The organism is Exiguobacterium sp. s163, from assembly GCF_018617135.1.
GTDB classification, from domain to species: domain Bacteria; phylum Bacillota; class Bacilli; order Exiguobacteriales; family Exiguobacteriaceae; genus Exiguobacterium; species Exiguobacterium profundum.
This window is the reverse complement of the sequence record NZ_JACSJN010000010.1, coordinates 25,217-43,831: the sequence shown is the minus strand read 5'-3', so window position 1 is coordinate 43,831 and position 18,615 is coordinate 25,217. Positions and strand designations below refer to the sequence as shown.

The window sequence follows — 18,615 nt, the reverse complement described above, 5'->3', positions numbered from 1 at the left end:
CCGTTCCCATGCCGAACACGGAAGTTAAGCGTCTCAGCGCCGAAAGTAGTTGGGGGATCTCCCCCTGTGAGGATAGGACGTTGCCAGGCCAACGCAGAAGACGATCAAGCATATGCTTGATCGTCTTTTTTCATATTTTTATAGTTTAGGAGGAATAACAGATGGCTCCTGCTCGGGAAAATCCGTTTACATTTTTAGAGGTTCTGGAACAGCATGTTCGCGAGCACCGCGTCTCTTTCCACGTACCAGGTCATCATAACGGTACGGTGATGGATGATCGCTTACCTGATGCATTCGTAAAGGTCATGCCTTACGACTTGACCGAGCTAGCGCATTTAGATGATTTGCACGATGCCTCGGGAATCATCGAGCAAGCAGAATGTGCATTGGGTAAGTTGTATGAGAGTAAAAGTAAATGGCTTGTCAACGGATCGACTGCGGGAAATTGGAGTATGCTCGCGGCAACAGTGAAACGTGGTGAACGGGTATATGTTCAACGGAACTCACATAAATCGGTTTGGAACGCAATCGAATGGTTAGGATTAAAGCCGGTCTTACTAACACCTACCATTGAACGTGGCACAGGCATCCCGACTGTCGTGACATTAGATACGATCGAACAGGCCATTCAAGCATTTCCTGGAGGGAAAGCCGTCATGTTGACGTCTCCGACCTATTACGGGGATATGGCAGACATTCGAACGATTTCGGACTATTTGACATCATTCGACATTCCATTGCTCGTCGATGAGGCACACGGCGCTCATTTGATTCATCCACAGTTGCCACGTCGCTCTGCAATCTTCGAAGGAGCGAGCGCAGTCGTGCAGTCCGCTCATAAAACGTTGCCTGCCCTCACTATGGGGGCTTGGGTTCACTATAAAGATCATATCGATGAAGCGCGCTTGAAGCATGCATTATCTTCTTTTCAGACTTCGAGTCCGTCTTATCTCGTCATGGCTTCATTGGATTATGCTCGTTCTTATCTAGAACGTTTAACGGATGAGGAATGGTCTGCTATCCAAAAAAGCCATGCACAATTTGTTCTTGAATTAAAACGAGCTGGTTTTGTTGTAAAAGTCGGAGATGACTTTACGAAAGTGACGATTCTGACTTATCCGAAGAATGGATTGATCTTTAGTCAGCATCTCGCCTCAATCGGCATAGACATCGAGTTGGCGGCAGTCGATCATGTGTTATTCTGCTTGCCATTCAGGGAAATAAAGAAACAGGAAATCGAACATTGGATCAAATTAATAAAAAAAGCATCTACCCATGTGCCGATCATTGAAGACGATGAAACGATCTTTCCCTTCCCACAAACCGAGCGCGTGTCTGAACTCTATACGTCAGAAACAGCTTTTCCAATGCAGCGAGTTCTGTTCGACCAAGCAATCGGATTGATTTCAGCAGAGACGGTGATTCCATATCCACCAGGTATTCCATGGATTCTAAAAGGAGAGCGGATTACAGAAGAAAAAATCCGGGTGCTCCGGGAATGGATTTCTTTAGGGAGGAAGCTTCAAGCTAGTAAGCATGTTATGATAGAGCAAATTGACGTTATTGTAGAGGAGTTTTAAAACGTGAGCGGAATGTTTATTACGGTTGAAGGACCGGATGGATCAGGAAAGTCCACACAGCTTCAATTATTAGTAGAAAACTTAAAACAAAAAGGATATGACATCGTCGTGACCCGAGAACCTGGAGGAACAACGGTCGGGAATCAGATTCGCGAAGTGTTATTGTCTCCCGATCATCATGAGATGACACCACGCGTGGAGATGATGCTCTATGCCGCATCACGGGCTCAGAACGTGGAACAAGTGATTCGGCCAGCGTTAGAGCGGGGCGCCATTGTTCTCTGCGACCGGTTCATCGATGCATCCATTGCTTATCAAGGATATGGATTGCAGTATGACCTTGATCAGATTCGGTCATTGAATGAATGGGCGACGAATGGTCTCACGCCCGATTTAACCTTTTTATTCGATTTGAATCCGGAACGGGCGAGTGCACGTATGAAAGATCGGGGACAGCTTGATCGGATCGAGAGTCGTGATCAAGCATTCCATGAGCGTGTCTATGCAGGATTCCAAACGTTACTGAAACAGTATCCAGAACGCATCGTTCGGATTGATGCCGATCAATCGATTGAATGCATTCAGGATGAGGTACTTGACTATACGATCGAACGACTACAACAAGGAGGCGTACAAAAATGATGAAAATGGTAATTGCAATCGTACATGATAAGGATAGCGCACGTTTGTCCGACGCACTCGTCGAGCAAGATTTCCGCGCGACAAAGTTAGCCACGACGGGTGGATTTTTAAAAGAAGGTAATACAACGTTTATGATGGGGATTCCACAAGAGCGTCTTGATGATTTGATGGACGTGATTCAATCGAACTGCTCGAGCCGCGACCAAATGATCACGCCGATTTCACCGATGGGAGGACATGCGGATTCGTATATTCCTTACCCAGTCGAAGTACAAGTCGGAGGGGCGACGGTATTCGTCTTGCCGATCGAAGGATTCCATCAGTTTTAATGGGAGTTGGGCATATGCGTTTTCAAGAATTGAGCGAGTCGCAAACTGTCGTTTCTCGCATCATTCAAAATTCAATCGTTTCGAATAAAGTGGGGCATGCGTATATCTTCTCAGGAGATTATGAGCCTTATTTGATTGATACAGCCACATTGTTCGCCAAAGCCTTATTTTGTGAATCACCAGATGGTGCAGAGCCTTGTGGAGTGTGTCGAAACTGTCGGCGTATGGATTCTAAAAACATTGTCGACTACATCGAAGTGGAGCCGGACGGTGCGAGTATAAAAAAAGAACAGATTCAGCAATTGCTCAGTGATTTATCACTACGAGGTGCTGAAGGTGATCGCCAAGTGTACGTCATTCATCAAGCGCACAAGATGACGACTCAAGCGGCGAACAGTCTATTGAAGTTCTTTGAAGAACCGGGTGTAGGTAAGCTTGCTATTTTAGTGACGACACAACCACAGTTGCTTCTTCCGACGATTCGTTCGCGTGCGCAACAACTTGCTTTTCGTCCAATCGACCGAGCTCAGTTGGCGCAAACAATGTCAGAAGAACTGTCCTGTACGTATGATTTGGCATACCTTGCCTTGACCGTTTATCCGAAATGGGATGACGCGAAAGAGGCACTTGAGCAGGAGTGGTTTGTACAGGCGTACGGGCTAGTGGTACAATTAATTGAAGTATTGACGAAACGACCTCAAGAGTTGCTCTTGTTCGCACAAGAAAAATGGTTAGGGCATTTCAAAGGACGGAATGAGTTGCGAGTCGGTCTTGAATTATTCGAACATTGGCTGGAGGAGGCACTTCATTTAAAAGTGCGAGATATGTATGCTCCGAAGCTATTTAAGAATGAGGCTGCCTTGTACAACGCGTTTATCCAAAATCGATCTGTCACCAAGCTTACACATGCGATTGAAAGTGTACATGCGGCCATTCGGCGACTTGAGGCAAACGTCAATCCTCAATTAACGTTCGAACGACTTTCGTTCGATTTGCAGAAAGGATAGAAGCGCGTGCTTGAAGTAGTTGGAGTCCGTTTTAAAGAAGCGGGAAAAATCTATTACTTTTCACCAGGCGATGCAACGCTTAAACGTGGGGACCATGTCATCGTTGAAACGGTACGTGGCATTGAGTATGGGGAAATCGTCCAAGTCGACAAGCAGCTCGGTGAAGACGAAGTCGTCCTGCCATTGAAGACAATCCTTCGTGTCGCGGACCAAAAGGATGCGGATATCGTACGCGATAATCGACTGGCAGCCGTTGATGCTCACGCCGTCTGTGAAGAAAAAATTCGAGAACATCAATTAGAAATGAAGCTAGTTGATGTTGAGTATACATTTGATCGCAATAAAGTGATCTTTTATTTTACTGCCGAGGGTCGCGTCGACTTTCGAGAATTGGTAAAAGACTTAGCTAGTGTGTTTCGGACACGAATCGAGCTCCGACAAATCGGCGTTCGTGATGAAGCGAAACTCCTTAGCGGGATTGGGCCATGTGGTCGGGTTCTTTGCTGCTCGTCATTTCTTGGGGAATTCGAACCGGTCTCGATCAAAATGGCCAAAGACCAGAATCTCTCGTTGAATCCGAATAAGATCTCTGGAGTATGTGGTCGTCTGATGTGCTGTTTGAAATATGAGAATGACACATATGAAGAACTGAAACGTGATTTACCAGACGTCGGCAAGCGAATCAAAATTCCAGAAGGTGATGGTCGGGTAATCGGTCTTAACATTTTGGACCAACTCATTCAAGTTGAGCTCCACGATCGGACGCGTGTCGTCACATATACGATTGATGAACTCGTTGAAGTGGGTGCGATTAAACGAAAACCGTCAAAACAGTGATGGGGTGCTGAGCAGTGGAAAGAATGGACAAAAAAGAAGTAATGATGCGGGTGGATGCGATCGAGCAACAGATGCAGCTCCTCACCGAACATTTAGGCGTGTTAAAAGAGCAGCTCGCTTATTTGCTTGAAGAGAACCAGCATATGTATCTAGAGAATCATCACTTACGCGAAAAAGTCGAACAATTGGCAGAAGTTGATACGACAAATGGTGATTCACAAATCGCATTGTCTGGGAAAGGGCAGAACAATTTGGCTGCGCTGTATCAAGAAGGATTCCATATTTGTAACCTCCATTACGGACAGGTACGAAAAGATGGGGACTGTCTCTTCTGTTTGTCGATGCTCAATAAACATTAATACGGGGCGATAGATAGGGGTTCCCTATCCGTCGCCTTTCTTTTATAGAAGGAGGAAACGATGGTAACGGTTAAGGATGGAGAACGCCTTGATGATTTGCTCGGACGTCCAGGTAAAATCATTCAAAGTGATGATGTGTTCTCATTTTCATTAGATGCGGTACTGCTTGCAGAGTTTGTATGGGTGCCTATCCAAAAAGGACAACTGGTCGATTTGTGTGCTGGCACCGGGGCAATCCCGCTCTTTTTGTCATATCGTACAAAAGGAACGATAACAGGTGTGGAGATTCAATCGAAACTGGTCGACATGGCGAATCGAAGCATGGCGGTCAATCGTCTTGAAGAGCGAATTCGAGTGGTGGAGGGCGATGTGAAAACGGCAGCGACGCAGCTCGGGCATGCACGATATGACGTAGTCACATGTAACCCGCCCTACTTTTTAGCGAACGAGACGTCACTCCGAAATCAAAATGAGCATCATACGATTGCGCGCCATGAAGTGCTGTGCACGTTAGAAGATTGCATCAGGACGGCCAGTCAACTCGTCAAACCGGGAGGGAAAGTGGCGTTCGTGCATCGGCCAGAACGTTTACTGGATATCCTGACGTTGATGCGTGCGTATCGAATTGAACCAAAACGAATGCAACTCGTTTACCCGAAAGCGGGACGCGAGGCGAATACCTTATTAATCGAGGGATCGAAAGATGGAAAAGCAGGTCTTAAAATTTTACCGCCATTTGTTGTCTATGAAGAAGACGATACGTATACAGAAGCGATGCGAGCTATTCTCGATGCCTAAACATTATACGTACATCTTGGAATGCGGTGATGGAACGTACTACACGGGCTATACGACAGACGTGGAAAAACGACTCCTTGCACATAATGCCGGGAAAGGTGCGAAATATACGAAAGCCCGTCTCCCTGTACGACTTCGGTACGTACAATCGTTTGAGACGAAGCGGGAGGCCATGCGATACGAATGGTCCATCAAGCAATTGACCCGAGCACAAAAAGAGAAGTTGATGGAGGGGACGACCAATGAATTCACAGAAGAGCTATCAAACTGAACAACCGACGTTGTATGTCGTGCCGACCCCAATTGGGAACTTGGAGGATATGACGTATCGCGCGGTACGGACCCTTCAGGAAGTAGACTTAATCGCAGCGGAAGACACACGACAAACGATGAAGCTTTGCCGACACTTTGACATTGCGACAAAATTGATTAGCTATCATGAACATAATAAAGAAGTGAGTGGACCAAGACTGATTGACGATCTGTTGTCCGGAAAATCGATTGCCGTTGTCTCAGATGCAGGTATGCCTGGAATTTCAGACCCGGGAAGCGATCTCGTGCGATTAGCCATTGAGGCAAACATCCCGGTTGTCGTCTTACCCGGTGCGAATGCAGCACTTACGGCACTCGTCGCATCCGGTCTTGCAACTGAACGTTTTCTCTATTACGGTTTCTTGCCGCGTAAGAAGAAGGATCGGGTTGAGATTCTCGAATCGATTCAATACGAACCTGGCACCGTCATTTTTTATGAGGCTCCTCATCGTTTGAAAGAGATGTTGACAGCGATTCGACAAGTGTTCGGGAATCGACAAATCGTATTAGGTCGTGAACTGACAAAAACGTTTGAAGAGTTTTTGAGAGGAACTGTGGATGAGGCGTTGACATGGTGTGAGGGTGAAGTGCGTGGTGAGTTTGTCGTCTTGGTGAGTGGAGCGACAGAGGCGGCACCTAAGACAACATGGTGGGAAACACTATCTGCATACGAGCACGTGGTTCACTATATCGAAGAAGGGCTGAAACCAAACGCGGCAATCAAACAGACTGCGAAAGACCGCGGCGAGTCTCGGAATGATGTATACGATACGTATCATCAATTGCATAAAAAAGAGTAAGCAAGGAAATCCTTGCTTACTCTTCGCTGTAGTAATTTTCGAGCATGTTCTTCAACTCAACGAGAACACGTTGTGCACCTTCTGGTGACAAGATGAGTTTGCCGTCTGCCAATTTGAAGTTATCATCTGATACTTCGCCTGTAACTTGGCAAGTCATGTTTGGCTTATATTTTTTCAAAACGATTTGATCGTTGTCGACGTAAATTTCGAGAGCATCTTTCTCTGCAATACCGAGTGTACGACGCAATTCGATTGGAATAACGACACGACCAAGCTCATCAACCTTACGTACAATACCTGTAGATTTCATTTTGTGTTTCCTCCTCCAATGATGTCGAAATCTCGTGGTGACATGAATCGTCAAAATTCGACAATGTGACTACAGCAAAAAGCATACTAAACTTTCCAATTGCAGTCAACTGCTTACTATCTGGAAAAGTAAATTTTCGAAATTTGTCGAATCAAGAACGATATATACCTAAATTTCCCCGTAAGTTTGAACTTGAAACAAAGAAAGGGTATTTTTGGAATATTTATGACGAAGAAAACGCAAAAAAATTCCAAACAATTAGGTTTGGAAATTCTTTTGTCGAACCGTGTATAATGGAAATTGCATATGTCGAAAGGATGGAGAATAAATCATGGCGAAGCCGACTTTTTATATTACAACCCCAATTTATTATCCGAGTGCAAAACTGCACATCGGTCACGCATATACCACGGTAGCAGGTGATGCGATTGCGCGCTACAAACGCTTAAAAGGGTTTGACGTCCGTTATTTGACCGGAACGGATGAGCACGGTCAAAAGATTCAAGAAAAAGCGAAAGAGGCAGGCGTGACGCCACAAGCTTTCGTGGATGAAGTCGTGGAAGAGATCAAGGTCTTATGGGACCGTCTCGAAATTTCGTACGATGACTACATCCGTACGACAGAGGACCGCCATAAGAAAGTGGTCGAGCATGTTTTTGAGACATTACTTAAAAATGGGGACATCTACCTCGGTGAGTACGAAGGATGGTATTCCGTACCGGATGAGACGTACTACACTGAATCGCAGCTCGTCGATGGAAAAAGTCCTGACAGCGGACATCCGGTCGAGCTCGTTCGTGAGGAGTGCTACTTCTTCCGTCTCAGCAAATACGCGGACCGCTTGATTGAATATTTTGAGTCACATCCTGATTTTATTTTGCCAGAATCTCGTAAAACCGAGATGATCAATAACTTCTTAAAGCCGGGTCTTCAAGATTTGGCTGTATCACGCACGACGTTTGATTGGGGCGTCCAAGTCCCATCGAACCCGAAGCACGTCGTGTACGTATGGGTCGATGCGCTCACAAACTATATCTCATCACTCGGATACGGTACAGACAACGATGAACTCTTCAACCGTTACTGGCCAGCAGACGTTCATTTGGTAGGGAAAGAAATCGTACGTTTCCATACGATCATTTGGCCAGCCCTCTTAATGGCGCTTGATCTTCCATTACCGAAGCAAGTATTTGCGCACGGATGGTTGCTCATGAAGGATGGGAAGATGTCGAAATCGAAAGGGAACGTCGTGGACCCAATCCCATTGATCGACCGTTACGGCCTCGACTCGGTCCGCTATTACCTTCTCCGTGAAGTTCCATTCGGAGCGGATGGCACGTTCACACCGGAAGCGTTCGTTGACCGCTTGAATTTTGATTTAGCGAACGACCTCGGAAACTTATTGAATCGCACCATTGCGATGATTAAAAAGTACTTCGACGGAAACATTCCGGCATATAACGGAAATGTCACGGCATTTGATGCAGAATTGTTGAACGTGGTGAAAGAGACGACACGCAAAACAGAAGAAGCCATGGAGCACATGGAGTTTTCGGTCGCGCTCACAAACATTTGGCAACTCGTCAGCCGTGCGAATAAATATATCGACGAGACGCAACCATGGGTTCTCGTGAAAGAAGAGTCGAAGCGCGAAGAGTTGGCTTCTGTCATGACACACCTTGCGGGCGTACTTCGTCATGTTGCTATCATGATTCAACCATTCATGACGCGCGCTCCAAAAGAGATGTTCCGTCAGCTCGGACTCGAGGGAGAGGACATGTCATGGGAGGCGTTGGATACATTCGCAGACTTTAGCAATGCGGTCGTGACGGACGGGACACCGATTTTCCCACGTCGTGACGTGAAAGAAGAAGTCGATGCAATCCAAGAAATGATGCGTCAGGCGTCTAAAGCACGGATTGAAGAGACGGAGACGGCATCAGTAGAAGAAACTGACGAAGACATTCGTCCTGAAATCACGATTGATGTCTTCGACCAAGTCGAATTCCGTGTCGGTCAAATCGTCGAAGCCGATAAGATTAAAAAAGCGAAGAAACTGTTGAAACTTCAAGTCGACCTTGGGAAAGAGACACGTCAAATCGTGTCTGGTATCGCTGAATGGTATGCCCCTGAAGATTTGGTTGGCAAGAAAGTCATCGTTGTCGCAAACTTGAAACCAGTCAAGCTCCGTGGAGAACTCTCGCAAGGGATGATTCTAGCGGCGGATCGTGACGGGAAACTCGAGCTCGCGACGGTCTCAGACCAGATGCCGAACGGTGCCATCGTCAAATAATGGAATGGGGGAGACCGCGGTCTCCCTCTCTTTTTCTAAGGAGGAAACAAGATGTTGATTGATACACATACGCACATCAATGCGGAACAGTTCAGTGAAGACGTGGAGGAGACAATTGTGCGAGCGAGAGAAGCGGGCGTTTCTCCGTTACTCGTCGTCGGATTTGATACACCGACCATCGATCGAGCCATTGAACTGGCGGAAACGTACGAAGATATCTATGCCATTGTCGGATGGCATCCTGTCGATGCGATTGACTGTACGGATGCGGATTTAGCACGAATCGAAACACTCATGAGTCATCCGAAAGTCATGGCACTCGGTGAAATCGGACTCGATTATCATTGGGACAAATCACCGAAAGATATGCAACAACGCCTCTTCCGTCAACAAATCGCCATTGCCAAACGGACGAATATGCCGATTGTCATTCATAACCGAGAAGCAACGGCAGATGTCCTTCATATTTTAGAAGAAGAGCATGCCGAAGCAGTCGGTGGTGTGTTCCATAGTTACAGCATGTCCGTCGAACTTTTGCCTCGTTGTTTAGACTTGAACTTCTATATTTCGTTAGGAGGACCGGTCACGTTCAAAAATGCGAAGGTTCCGAAGTTGGTGGCGCAAGAAGTGCCGCTGGATCGTCTGCTTGTCGAGACGGATTGCCCGTACTTGACCCCAACACCGTTCCGGGGAAAACGTAACGAACCAGCATACATCAAATACGTAGCTGAAGAGATCGCCACCCTTCGCGATATGCCGTACGATGAGCTCGCTGCAGCCACGACAGCCAATGCGAAGAAGTTGTTCCGACTCCCATGATCAAGCGTGTATTAGCGAGTATCGGTATTATTGCGACGGCTTCTGTGGCGTACGTGATGTTACAACCTGAATCGATTCGAATCGTCGACGACGGTGTGGTCATCGAGCATGAAACACGAGCTGACTCGGTTCTCGAGGTGCTTGAAGAGTTAAATATCACACTAGATGAATCAGATTATGTCACACCGGCGCTCAGTGAGGATGTACCGGACGACCGCTTGATTCGGATTGAGCGTTCACACGAGGTTTCGCTCCAGATTGGCTACGGTCAAACGGAGACAGTGCAGACGCGCGAGCGGACCGTAAAGGATGTCTTACTACGATACGGAGTCACGGTACGGGACGGAGATACGGTGTATCCATCGGTCCGTACACCGGTGACGAATGGGATGACGATTCGATATCAACCGGTCGTGGCCGTGAATCTCATTGTCGGTCAAGAGGCGTTGACCATTTATACAATGGCTACGGATGTGGAGCAACTCTTAATGGAAGAGAACATCGATGTGACGGAAAGTGATACGGTCATGCCGGCTCCTTCCACACCGATCCGAGAAGGGTTGACGATTACGGTCAATACGAATCGTAATGTCGTTCAATATGAGAGTGAGTTGATTCCGTTTGAAGTGGTTGAGGAAGAGGATGACACGCTCGAAGAAGGTGTGAAGCAAATGGTGCAGGTCGGGGTTCCTGGACTTGAACGGACAAGGTATGCACTTACTGTGGAAAATGGTACAATTACAAATCGTACGAAAACAGATGTCGAGACATTGCGTAAAACGATGCCGCAGATTATCAAAGTGGGAACGAAGAAAGTCACGGAACCGGTAACCGACGCTGAGTCGACGACCGCGGATGAATCGAGCCCATTCATTCCGGAAGCTGAAGTCGAGATTGCCGAACCGCCGAAAACAGATGACGTACTTGATTTTTCATCCGCAAAACAATTGCTTGTGGAAGCGACCGCTTATACGAACAATCCGGAAGACACGGTGACGTATGACGGACGCGTGCTGACAAGAAGCGGATATGATGTGACCGACACGATTTTGTATGAAGGCATGCGCATCATCGCCGTCGACCCTGCCATCATTCCACTCGGGACTCGCGTGTATGTCGAGGGAATCGGTATGGCGATTGCTTTGGATACAGGAAGTGCAATCAAAGGGCAAAAAATCGATATCATGATGGATGAAAAGGAAGAGGCCGTAACGTTTGGTCGTAAACCACTCACCATCTGGGTGATTCCAAAGCAGGAAGAAGAGAAAGAAGGATCAGACAATGCGTGAGAAAATACAAGAAATTATCGTCGTAGAAGGGCGTGACGACACGGCGCGACTTCAAGAAGTGTTCGACGTCGATACGATTGAAACGAACGGGTCTGCCGTATCCGATCAGACGATTGAACGAATCCGTCGTGCTCAGGAGAAGCGCGGGGTCATCATTTTGACGGACCCAGATTATCCAGGAGATCGTATTCGGGCGATTGTCGAGGAACGCGTCAAAGGATGTAAGCACGCACACTTGCCTCGGGCCGAGGCGAAGGACAAGCGTGGGAAAATCGGTGTGGAACATGCGAGTCCGGAGTCACTTCGCCGTGTCTTAGGAGCAGTGTTTGAACCGCGTGTCGAAACGGACCAACCAATCGTCACACGGAAAATGGTGTTGGAGGCGGATTTAATCGGTGGAGCAGCGGCCGCGACGCGTCGGAAGCGACTCGGGGTGTTGCTTCGAATCGGTGAGCCGAATGCCAAACAATTTGTAAAACGGGTCGAGGCGCTCGGCGTCACGATCGAAGAGTGGGAGCAGGCACTTGCTCAATTAGAGGAGGAACAGGGTTGAAAGACATTGCAACAATCCAACGAACGAAAGCGATTTTAGAGCGACATGGGTTTTCATTCAAAAAATCGCTCGGTCAAAACTTTTTAATCGATTTGAACATCTTGAGTAAAATTGTCGGAGCAGCAGAACTGAGTGAAGTGAGTGGTGTCCTTGAAATCGGTCCCGGAATCGGCTCATTGACCGAACAATCGGCCAAGCGTGCCAAAAAGGTCGTTGCGCTTGAAATCGACCAACGTCTTTTGCCGATTTTAGATGATACGATGTCGCCTTATCCGCATGTGAAAGTCATCCATGGGGATGCATTGGAACTGGACTTACGGGAGATCGTGGAGCAAGAATTTTTAAACGAAGGTATTGAAGATATTTCGGTGGTCGCCAACTTACCTTACTATGTCACGACACCGATCATTATGCGATTGCTTGAGAGCGGTGTTAAGTTCCGCTCGCTCGTCATGATGATTCAAAAAGAAGTGGCAGAACGGATTGGAGCAAAACCTGGCACGAAAGCATACGGCTCGCTATCGATTGCGATTCAGTATTATGCGGAGGCGGAAGTCAGTTTCATCGTCCCGAAAAACGTGTTCATCCCAGCACCGAACGTCGATTCGGCCGTCATTACACTACGAATGCGTAAAGAACCGGCCGTACAAGTGAAAGACGAAGCATTTTTCTTTGATGTGGCCCGAGCAAGCTTCGCTCAGCGCCGTAAAACCATCCTGAACAATTTGACAAACTATATCGGGAAAGAACATAAGGTCGAACTCGAACGTTCGCTTCACGAGGCTGGAATCGATCCGAAACGTCGTGGAGAGACGTTAAGCCTAGAAGAATTCGCACGTTTGTCTGACACAATTTTACCACTTAAAAATAGTTGACGACCTGAAAACGAGTCGTTATAATATTAATCTTTATTTTCATATTCAATTATGCTATACTTGTAACAGTGAGGTGAAGCGTATGCCAAAGACGTTACAAGAAATCAGACAAAAACTCGAATCGCATGTTGGTGAACGATTGACGTTGAAAGCAAACGGCGGTCGTAAGAAAGTTGTTACTCGGTTTGGAACGCTCGTTGAGACATATCCTGCGGTGTTCGTTGTGAAATTGGATGAAGACCTGCATAATGTGGAACGTGTCTCGTATAGCTACGCTGATGTCCTAACGGATACAGTTAAAATTGAATTCGGTAATTGATTTATAAATGAGGGGCGGATGCATTGGCAGCTGCTTCTTTTTTTGTGCGCCCGTTTACGGTACAATGGCGAACAGGAGACAAATGGGAAGGGTGAACGTGATGCGCACGATCAGTGTGAAAGCGCCGGCAAAAATTAATTTGACACTTGATGTCCTTGGAAAGCGTCCGGACGGCTATCATGAAGTAGAAATGGTAATGACGACAGTCGACTTGGCAGATCGCTTGGAGTTGACAGTTTTAGAGTCGGATGAGATTCGGATTCAATCAGAACACGCCTATGTGCCGAATGATCATCGGAATTTGGCGTATCGAGCAGCAGAATTGTTGCGCGAACGTTTTAACATTCAGCAAGGGGTCGAGATTGTGCTCGATAAACAGATTCCCGTGGCAGCTGGCCTTGCAGGTGGCTCGAGTGATGCGGCGGCAACGCTCCGTGGGATGAACGAACTGTTTTCATTGAACTTGTCATTAGAGGAGCTAGCAGAGCTCGGTGCCGAGATCGGATCGGACGTGTCGTTTTGTGTCATCGGTGGCACAGCCATTGCAAGAGGTCGTGGTGAACAGTTAGAAATGATTCCGTCCCCGCCACCGTGCTATGTCGTTCTCGGTAAACCGAAAATTGGGGTATCGACGGCAGATGTGTATCGGGCAGTGCGTATGGAAGAGGTATATCATCCTGATACCGATGCCATGGTGGAGGCGATTCGTCAAAAAGATTTTCATGGAATCTGTGAACACCTTGGGAACTCACTTGAGAGTGTGACACTCAAGCTGCACCCGGAAGTGAAACAAATCAAAGAAACGATGCGTCATTGCGGAGCGGAAGGTGTTCTCATGAGTGGAAGCGGACCGACCGTGTTTGCGCTGATTGAACACGAGCAAAAAGCGCATCGAATCTATAATGGATTGAAAGGATTTTGCCCAGAAGTGTTCGTCGTTCGGATTCTCGGCAAAAGACATTGAACAAAAACGAATGAAAGTGATATATTCTCAATAGAACATTCGTTTATTATTGAAGATGTGAAGGAGAATCCGTATGAAAATTCGTAGAAGTGGTCGTCTCGTCGATATGACCCGTTATTTACTTGATCATCCGCATCAGCTTGTCTCGTTGTCGATGTTTTCAAGTCGTTATAAAGCTGCAAAGTCGTCGATTAGTGAAGACCTTGTCATTGTCAGTGAAATGTTGTCCCATGATGGGATTGGAAAACTGGTGACTGTCCCTGGTGCAGCCGGTGGTGTCATGTTCATCCCGGGATGGAGTAAGGAAAAGTCGCTGGAGATGATTGACACGCTCTGTGAGCAACTATCAAAACCGGAGCGTCTCTTACCAGGAGGCTATCTCTACCTCACGGATGTACTAGGTAATCCAAGTCAGGTGAAACCGATGGGGCAGGTCTTTGCGTCCGTCTTCGCCGACCGTAAAGTCGATGTGGTCATGACGATTGCGACGAAAGGGATTCCACTTGCCTATGCGGTCGCTGAGCAGTTAGGTGTTCCGTTTGTCATCGTTCGTTCGGATAGCCGTGTCACAGAAGGCTCGACCGTCAGTATCAATTATGTATCGGGTTCATCGAAAGCGATCCGTACGATGGCGCTCGCACGTCGCAGTCTGCCACGTGGTGCGAATGTGCTCCTAATTGACGACTTTATGAAGGCCGGCGGAACGATTCGTGGGATGATGAGTCTCTTGAATGAATTCGAGGCTAACCTTGCGGGCGTCGGTGTCTTGATGGAGGCCGAAGGAGCCGAGAAGAAGATGGTGAGTGAATACGTCAGCTTGATGAAGTTAACGAATGTCGATCCTGATGAAGGGCTTGTCACCATTTCGCGGGGGAATGTGGAACAATTCTTAAAGTGATTGGCAAAATTTTGATTTCGTTTTATGATTAGAGGGTATAGAGTTATCAATATGAAGTCATGACGTTCGTTTGAAACCAACTGAACCTTACAGAAGATCACACCATGGCGTAGACAACGATGAAAAAGGGGATGCGAAACATGCAGATCACAGACGTAAAAATTCGCAAAGTCGCGACAGAAGGCAGAATGAAAGCGTTGGCCTCAATCACACTTGACCATGAATTCGTTGTACATGACCTTCGAATCATCGAAGGAAGTAGCGGTCTATTTGTCGCCATGCCGAGCAAACGGACACCAGAAGGGATTTTTCGGGATATTGCGCATCCGATTAACGGGGAGATGCGACAAAAGGTCGAAGCCGCTGTATTGGAAACCTATTCCAATATGGATGTGGAAATCCTTGACCCACAACATTTGTCATACGGTACACATGAATGACAGAAAACAGCGGTTAGGTTGCCTGCCGCTGTTTTTTTGCGTTTCAATGGTTAAGGAACGGTACAACTATTGAAACGAAGGCATGGTTTCGATATAGTAGAAACGGTGTAAATAGGATTTAGTTGCAGAAAAGCCGAACTATACAGACCAATCACAGCTGTTGTGAGATAGGAGCGAATCAAGCATGGAGCGTTTTGCAGTCATTTTGGCAGCAGGAAAAGGGACGCGAATGAAGTCGAAGTTATATAAAGTACTTCATCCAGTTCTAGGGAAACCAATGGTCGAGCATGTTGTCGATCAGTTAGACCAAATCGGTGTCAGTCGTCAAATCGTAATCGTTGGCCATGGGGCGGAAGCGGTACAAGACACGCTCGGCACACGGGTAGAGTATGCGGTCCAGGAAGAACAGCTTGGAACAGGGCACGCTGTTCAGATGGCTGAAGCAGAGCTTGCGGGTAAATCAGGGGCGACGCTTGTCGTCTGTGGAGATACACCGTTACTCACGGCAGAAACGTTAGAAGCCCTTCTCGCGCATCACGAAGCGCAACAAGCAAAAGTCACGGTGTTGACTGCGATTGCTGACGATGCGACCGGATATGGTCGAGTCGTTCGTGGTGAAGATGGGAATGTGACGAAAGTCGTGGAACATAAAGATGCTTCAGAGGCAGAGCTCGCCATCAATGAAATCAACACAGGGACGTACGTATTCGATAACGAATTGTTGTTCGATGCACTCAAACAAGTCGGGAACAACAATGCACAGGGCGAATATTACTTACCTGACGTCATTTCAATCGCAAAAGAAGCGGGCGAAGTGGTTGCGGCGCATACAGCACCGACGTTTGATGAGACGATCGGGGTCAATGACCGCGTCGCCTTGTCGCAAGCAGAAGCCATCATGCGCAAGCGGACAAATGAGCGTCTCATGCGTGAAGGGGTTACCTTCATGGACCCGGCATCGACGTACATTTCACCAGACGTGGTCATCGGATCGGATACGGTCATTTATCCGGGAACGGTCATTCTTGGCAAGACGACGATTGGCTCAGAATGTGTCATCGGACCAAACTCGGACATCCGCAACAGTGTGATTGAAGACCATGCCGTCGTACGCCAGTCTGTCGTGACTGATAGCCGAATCGGTGAGGCGGCTCAAGTCGGACCGTTCGCTCACTTACGTCAACAAGCTGTCCTCGGTGCGAACACGCGCGTCGGCAACTTTGTAGAGATTAAAAAATCGACGTTCGGTGACGGTGCGAAAGCGTCACACTTGAGCTATATCGGGGATGCGTCAATCGGTGAGCGCGTCAACTTAGGCTGTGGCTCGATCACAGTGAACTATGACGGTAAGAACAAGTTCGAGACAGTCGTGGAAGACGATGCATTCGTTGGCTGTAACGTCAACTTGATTGCCCCTGTAAAAGTCGGGAAAGGCGCGATTGTCGCTGCTGGATCGACGATTACGAGTGATGTACCAGAAGAGGCGCTAGCGATTGCACGCGAACGCCAAACGAATAAAGAAGGCTACACAAAACGATAACTTGCTGCCAATCATTATGGAAAACAACGGAGGAGAATCCTAAACATGTCTACTGTATACGAACGAGAAATTCGTCTATTTAGCTTAAACTCGAACCGCCCGCTTGCTGAAGAAATCGCGAAAGAAATTGGTGTCCCGCTCAGCGATTGCCAAGTCAAACGTTTCAGCGACGGTGAACTCTATATCAACATCGAGGAAAGTGTTCGTGGAGATGATGTGTATGTCATCCAATCAACAAGCTCGCCTGTAAACGAAACGCTCATGGAATTGCTTGTCATGATCGATGCACTCAAACGTGCTTCTGTCCGTACGATCAACATCGTGATGCCGTATTATGGATACGCACGTCAAGACCGTAAAGCACGCTCGCGTGAACCGATCACGGCAAAACTTGTCGCTGACCTTCTTACAGTAGCGGGTGCGACACGCGTCATCACGATGGATTTGCATGCAGCGCAAATTCAAGGATTCTTCAATATTCCGGTTGACCAATTACTTGGTGTACCGCTCATCTCGACTTACTTTGAAACAGAAGAGTTTCAAGCGAAAGATATCGTGGTCGTTTCTCCAGACCACGGTGGCGTGACACGTGCACGTAAATTGGCAGAACGTTTGAAAGCGCCGATTGCTATCATTGACAAGCGTCGTCCGAAAGCGAACGTCGCTGAAGTCATGAATATCGTCGGCAGTGTCGAAGGGAAAACGGCGATTTTGATTGACGACATTATCGATACAGCTGGAACGATCACACTTGCGGCAGATGCTATCGTCGAAGCGGGTGCGAAAGAAGTGTATGCGTCTTGTACACACCCAGTTCTTTCTGGACCAGCGATGGAGCGGATCGACAATTCATCAATCAAAGAGTTGGTCGTCTTAAATACCATCGATTTGACGGGTCGCCCTTGCTCGAGCAAGATCAAGCAAATGTCGGTCGCCCATTTGCTTGGGGAAGCGATTATGCGCGTACACGAGCATAAATCGGTCAGTACCCTATTCGATTAAAAAAACGAGGCCCGGAGGCATTCGCCTTTGGGCTTTTTTGTTCAGGAGGAAATGATATGAAATGCATCGTCGGTCTTGGGAATCCCGGGAAAAAGTTTGAGATGACGCGACACAATGTCGGGTTTTTAGCGATTGACCGTCTCGCCGAAAAGCATGGCATCTCGCTGAATGAAGCGAAGTTTAATGCCCTTATGGGAACGGGAAGAATCAATGGTGAACGCGTAGTACTCGTCAAACCACTCACGTATATGAACTTGTCGGGTGAAGCCGTTCGTCCCATTTTAGATTATTATAAGATTGAGATTGATGATTTATTAGTCATTTATGACGATTTGGATATGGTGCCCGGCAAGCTTCGTTTCCGTCCGAAAGGGAGCGCGGGTGGTCATAATGGGATCAAATCTCTCATTCAACACTTAGGAACGGCTGAATTCAAACGATTAAAGCTCGGAATCGGTCGTCCCCCGCACCCGATTAAAGTCGTCGACTGGGTGTTGATGAACTATCGCAAAGACGAGTTGCCGGAATTAAATGAAACACTCGATAACGCCGTAACTGCAGCCACTGATTTTGTGGACACAGATTGGCTGGCGCTGATGAATCGATACAACTAAAGGGTCATTGCACCCTTTTTTGTCGTATGAGTTGG

At 47.4% G+C, this 18,615-nt stretch carries 22 protein-coding genes and 1 rRNA gene; 22 read left to right on the top strand and 1 reads right to left on the bottom strand.

Going from position 1 to position 18,615, the window contains the following annotated elements:
- The 10 genes from rrf to rsmI all read left to right on the top strand — a co-directional run.
- Positions 1-89 (top strand): 5S ribosomal RNA (gene rrf, locus KNO71_RS16995); the annotation flags it as partial.
- A 72-nt stretch (positions 90-161) separates the two neighbouring features.
- Complete coding sequence (locus KNO71_RS16990) at positions 162-1,580, top strand: aminotransferase class I/II-fold pyridoxal phosphate-dependent enzyme (protein ID WP_214689638.1); 1,419 nt, start codon at positions 162-164, stop codon at positions 1,578-1,580.
- A 3-nt stretch (positions 1,581-1,583) separates the two neighbouring features.
- Positions 1,584-2,222: a dTMP kinase gene (tmk, locus tag KNO71_RS16985; RefSeq protein ID WP_012727750.1), complete on the top strand. Its 639-nt coding sequence runs from the start codon at positions 1,584-1,586 to the stop codon at positions 2,220-2,222.
- Positions 2,222-2,551, top strand: a complete 330-nt coding sequence (locus KNO71_RS16980; protein WP_031421800.1) for a cyclic-di-AMP receptor — start codon at positions 2,222-2,224, stop codon at positions 2,549-2,551. The genes tmk and KNO71_RS16980 overlap by 1 nt, the downstream gene beginning before the upstream one ends.
- A 14-nt stretch (positions 2,552-2,565) precedes the next feature.
- Positions 2,566-3,558 carry a DNA polymerase III subunit delta' gene (locus tag KNO71_RS16975; protein WP_214689629.1) on the top strand — a complete coding sequence of 331 codons (993 nt, stop codon included), beginning with the start codon at positions 2,566-2,568 and terminating at the stop codon, positions 3,556-3,558.
- A gap of 6 nt (positions 3,559-3,564) precedes the next feature.
- Positions 3,565-4,395, top strand: a complete 831-nt coding sequence (locus tag KNO71_RS16970; protein WP_031421801.1) for a PSP1 domain-containing protein — start codon at positions 3,565-3,567, stop codon at positions 4,393-4,395.
- A 23-nt stretch (positions 4,396-4,418) separates the two neighbouring features.
- On the top strand, positions 4,419-4,754 hold the full coding sequence (yabA, locus tag KNO71_RS16965) for a DNA replication initiation control protein YabA (RefSeq protein ID WP_012727746.1): 336 nt from the start codon (positions 4,419-4,421) through the stop codon (positions 4,752-4,754).
- A gap of 60 nt (positions 4,755-4,814) precedes the next feature.
- On the top strand, positions 4,815-5,552 hold the full coding sequence (locus KNO71_RS16960) for a tRNA1(Val) (adenine(37)-N6)-methyltransferase (RefSeq protein WP_214686170.1): 738 nt from the start codon (positions 4,815-4,817) through the stop codon (positions 5,550-5,552).
- On the top strand, positions 5,545-5,823 hold the full coding sequence (locus KNO71_RS16955) for a GIY-YIG nuclease family protein (RefSeq protein ID WP_012727744.1): 279 nt from the start codon (positions 5,545-5,547) through the stop codon (positions 5,821-5,823). Before KNO71_RS16960 ends, KNO71_RS16955 begins: the two co-directional genes overlap by 8 nt.
- Complete coding sequence (rsmI, locus tag KNO71_RS16950; protein WP_214689627.1) at positions 5,795-6,664, top strand: 16S rRNA (cytidine(1402)-2'-O)-methyltransferase; 870 nt, start codon at positions 5,795-5,797, stop codon at positions 6,662-6,664. The genes KNO71_RS16955 and rsmI overlap by 29 nt, the downstream gene beginning before the upstream one ends.
- A gap of 16 nt (positions 6,665-6,680) precedes the next feature.
- Here the strand turns inward: rsmI and KNO71_RS16945 are convergent, their stop codons facing one another.
- The gene (locus KNO71_RS16945; RefSeq protein WP_012727742.1) at positions 6,681-6,974 is read right to left on the bottom strand and encodes a transition state genes transcriptional regulator AbrB; all 294 of its coding nucleotides are present in this window, start codon (positions 6,972-6,974) and stop codon (positions 6,681-6,683) included.
- Between the two features lie 331 nt (positions 6,975-7,305).
- On the opposite strand from KNO71_RS16945, the gene metG reads away from it, so the two are divergent.
- The 12 genes from metG to pth all read left to right on the top strand — a co-directional run bounded on the left by metG (position 7,306) and on the right by pth (position 18,580).
- Complete coding sequence (metG, locus tag KNO71_RS16940; RefSeq protein WP_214689620.1) at positions 7,306-9,267, top strand: methionine--tRNA ligase; 1,962 nt, start codon at positions 7,306-7,308, stop codon at positions 9,265-9,267.
- Between the two features lie 51 nt (positions 9,268-9,318).
- Positions 9,319-10,086: a TatD family hydrolase gene (locus tag KNO71_RS16935; protein ID WP_214689618.1), complete on the top strand. Its 768-nt coding sequence runs from the start codon at positions 9,319-9,321 to the stop codon at positions 10,084-10,086.
- Positions 10,083-11,375, top strand: a complete 1,293-nt coding sequence (locus tag KNO71_RS16930; protein WP_214689616.1) for a 3D domain-containing protein — start codon at positions 10,083-10,085, stop codon at positions 11,373-11,375. Before KNO71_RS16935 ends, KNO71_RS16930 begins: the two co-directional genes overlap by 4 nt.
- The gene (gene rnmV / locus KNO71_RS16925) at positions 11,368-11,928 is read left to right on the top strand and encodes a ribonuclease M5 (RefSeq protein WP_074035294.1); all 561 of its coding nucleotides are present in this window, start codon (positions 11,368-11,370) and stop codon (positions 11,926-11,928) included. The genes KNO71_RS16930 and rnmV overlap by 8 nt, the downstream gene beginning before the upstream one ends.
- Positions 11,925-12,803 carry a 16S rRNA (adenine(1518)-N(6)/adenine(1519)-N(6))-dimethyltransferase RsmA gene (gene rsmA, locus KNO71_RS16920; RefSeq protein WP_012727737.1) on the top strand — a complete coding sequence of 293 codons (879 nt, stop codon included), beginning with the start codon at positions 11,925-11,927 and terminating at the stop codon, positions 12,801-12,803. Before rnmV ends, rsmA begins: the two co-directional genes overlap by 4 nt.
- 82 nt (positions 12,804-12,885) lie before the next feature.
- Positions 12,886-13,122: a Veg family protein gene (locus KNO71_RS16915; RefSeq protein WP_012727736.1), complete on the top strand. Its 237-nt coding sequence runs from the start codon at positions 12,886-12,888 to the stop codon at positions 13,120-13,122.
- A 100-nt stretch (positions 13,123-13,222) separates the two neighbouring features.
- Positions 13,223-14,086, top strand: coding sequence for a 4-(cytidine 5'-diphospho)-2-C-methyl-D-erythritol kinase (gene ispE / locus KNO71_RS16910; RefSeq protein ID WP_168169881.1), 864 nt, complete (start codon positions 13,223-13,225; stop codon positions 14,084-14,086).
- Between the two features lie 73 nt (positions 14,087-14,159).
- Positions 14,160-14,984 (top strand): pur operon repressor, encoded by an 825-nt coding sequence (gene purR / locus KNO71_RS16905; RefSeq protein WP_012727734.1) that lies wholly within the window; start codon positions 14,160-14,162, stop codon positions 14,982-14,984.
- Positions 14,985-15,124: 140 nt separating this feature from the next.
- Positions 15,125-15,424, top strand: coding sequence for a septation regulator SpoVG (gene spoVG, locus KNO71_RS16900; RefSeq protein ID WP_214689614.1), 300 nt, complete (start codon positions 15,125-15,127; stop codon positions 15,422-15,424).
- Positions 15,425-15,608: 184 nt separating this feature from the next.
- Positions 15,609-16,964 (top strand): bifunctional UDP-N-acetylglucosamine diphosphorylase/glucosamine-1-phosphate N-acetyltransferase GlmU, encoded by a 1,356-nt coding sequence (glmU, locus tag KNO71_RS16895; RefSeq protein WP_012727732.1) that lies wholly within the window; start codon positions 15,609-15,611, stop codon positions 16,962-16,964.
- Positions 16,965-17,009: 45 nt separating this feature from the next.
- Positions 17,010-17,966, top strand: a complete 957-nt coding sequence (locus KNO71_RS16890) for a ribose-phosphate diphosphokinase (protein ID WP_012727731.1) — start codon at positions 17,010-17,012, stop codon at positions 17,964-17,966.
- Between the two features lie 56 nt (positions 17,967-18,022).
- Positions 18,023-18,580 carry an aminoacyl-tRNA hydrolase gene (gene pth / locus KNO71_RS16885; protein ID WP_012727730.1) on the top strand — a complete coding sequence of 186 codons (558 nt, stop codon included), beginning with the start codon at positions 18,023-18,025 and terminating at the stop codon, positions 18,578-18,580.
- The last annotated feature ends 35 nt before the right edge of the window (positions 18,581-18,615 follow it).

Excerpts from the sequence above, each read along its gene's own strand:
- KNO71_RS16945 (WP_012727742.1), bottom strand. The coding sequence starts at position 6,974 with ATGAAATCTACAGGTATTGTACGTAAGGTTGATGAGCTTGGTCGTGTC.
- KNO71_RS16980 (WP_031421800.1), top strand. The coding sequence starts at position 2,222 with ATGAAAATGGTAATTGCAATCGTACATGATAAGGATAGCGCACGTTTG.
- KNO71_RS16990 (WP_214689638.1), top strand. The coding sequence starts at position 162 with ATGGCTCCTGCTCGGGAAAATCCGTTTACATTTTTAGAGGTTCTGGAA.
- KNO71_RS16975 (WP_214689629.1), top strand. The coding sequence starts at position 2,566 with ATGCGTTTTCAAGAATTGAGCGAGTCGCAAACTGTCGTTTCTCGCATC.
- rnmV (WP_074035294.1), top strand. The coding sequence starts at position 11,368 with ATGCGTGAGAAAATACAAGAAATTATCGTCGTAGAAGGGCGTGACGAC.
- spoVG (WP_214689614.1), top strand. The coding sequence starts at position 15,125 with ATGCAGATCACAGACGTAAAAATTCGCAAAGTCGCGACAGAAGGCAGA.
- KNO71_RS16890 (WP_012727731.1), top strand. The coding sequence starts at position 17,010 with ATGTCTACTGTATACGAACGAGAAATTCGTCTATTTAGCTTAAACTCG.
- rsmI (WP_214689627.1), top strand. The coding sequence starts at position 5,795 with ATGAATTCACAGAAGAGCTATCAAACTGAACAACCGACGTTGTATGTC.
- purR (WP_012727734.1), top strand. The coding sequence starts at position 14,160 with ATGAAAATTCGTAGAAGTGGTCGTCTCGTCGATATGACCCGTTATTTA.
- KNO71_RS16930 (WP_214689616.1), top strand. The coding sequence starts at position 10,083 with ATGATCAAGCGTGTATTAGCGAGTATCGGTATTATTGCGACGGCTTCT.
- glmU (WP_012727732.1), top strand. The coding sequence starts at position 15,609 with ATGGAGCGTTTTGCAGTCATTTTGGCAGCAGGAAAAGGGACGCGAATG.
- yabA (WP_012727746.1), top strand. The coding sequence starts at position 4,419 with ATGGACAAAAAAGAAGTAATGATGCGGGTGGATGCGATCGAGCAACAG.
- metG (WP_214689620.1), top strand. The coding sequence starts at position 7,306 with ATGGCGAAGCCGACTTTTTATATTACAACCCCAATTTATTATCCGAGT.
- KNO71_RS16960 (WP_214686170.1), top strand. The coding sequence starts at position 4,815 with ATGGTAACGGTTAAGGATGGAGAACGCCTTGATGATTTGCTCGGACGT.
- ispE (WP_168169881.1), top strand. The coding sequence starts at position 13,223 with ATGCGCACGATCAGTGTGAAAGCGCCGGCAAAAATTAATTTGACACTT.
- pth (WP_012727730.1), top strand. The coding sequence starts at position 18,023 with ATGAAATGCATCGTCGGTCTTGGGAATCCCGGGAAAAAGTTTGAGATG.
- KNO71_RS16915 (WP_012727736.1), top strand. The coding sequence starts at position 12,886 with ATGCCAAAGACGTTACAAGAAATCAGACAAAAACTCGAATCGCATGTT.
- KNO71_RS16935 (WP_214689618.1), top strand. The coding sequence starts at position 9,319 with ATGTTGATTGATACACATACGCACATCAATGCGGAACAGTTCAGTGAA.
- KNO71_RS16955 (WP_012727744.1), top strand. The coding sequence starts at position 5,545 with ATGCCTAAACATTATACGTACATCTTGGAATGCGGTGATGGAACGTAC.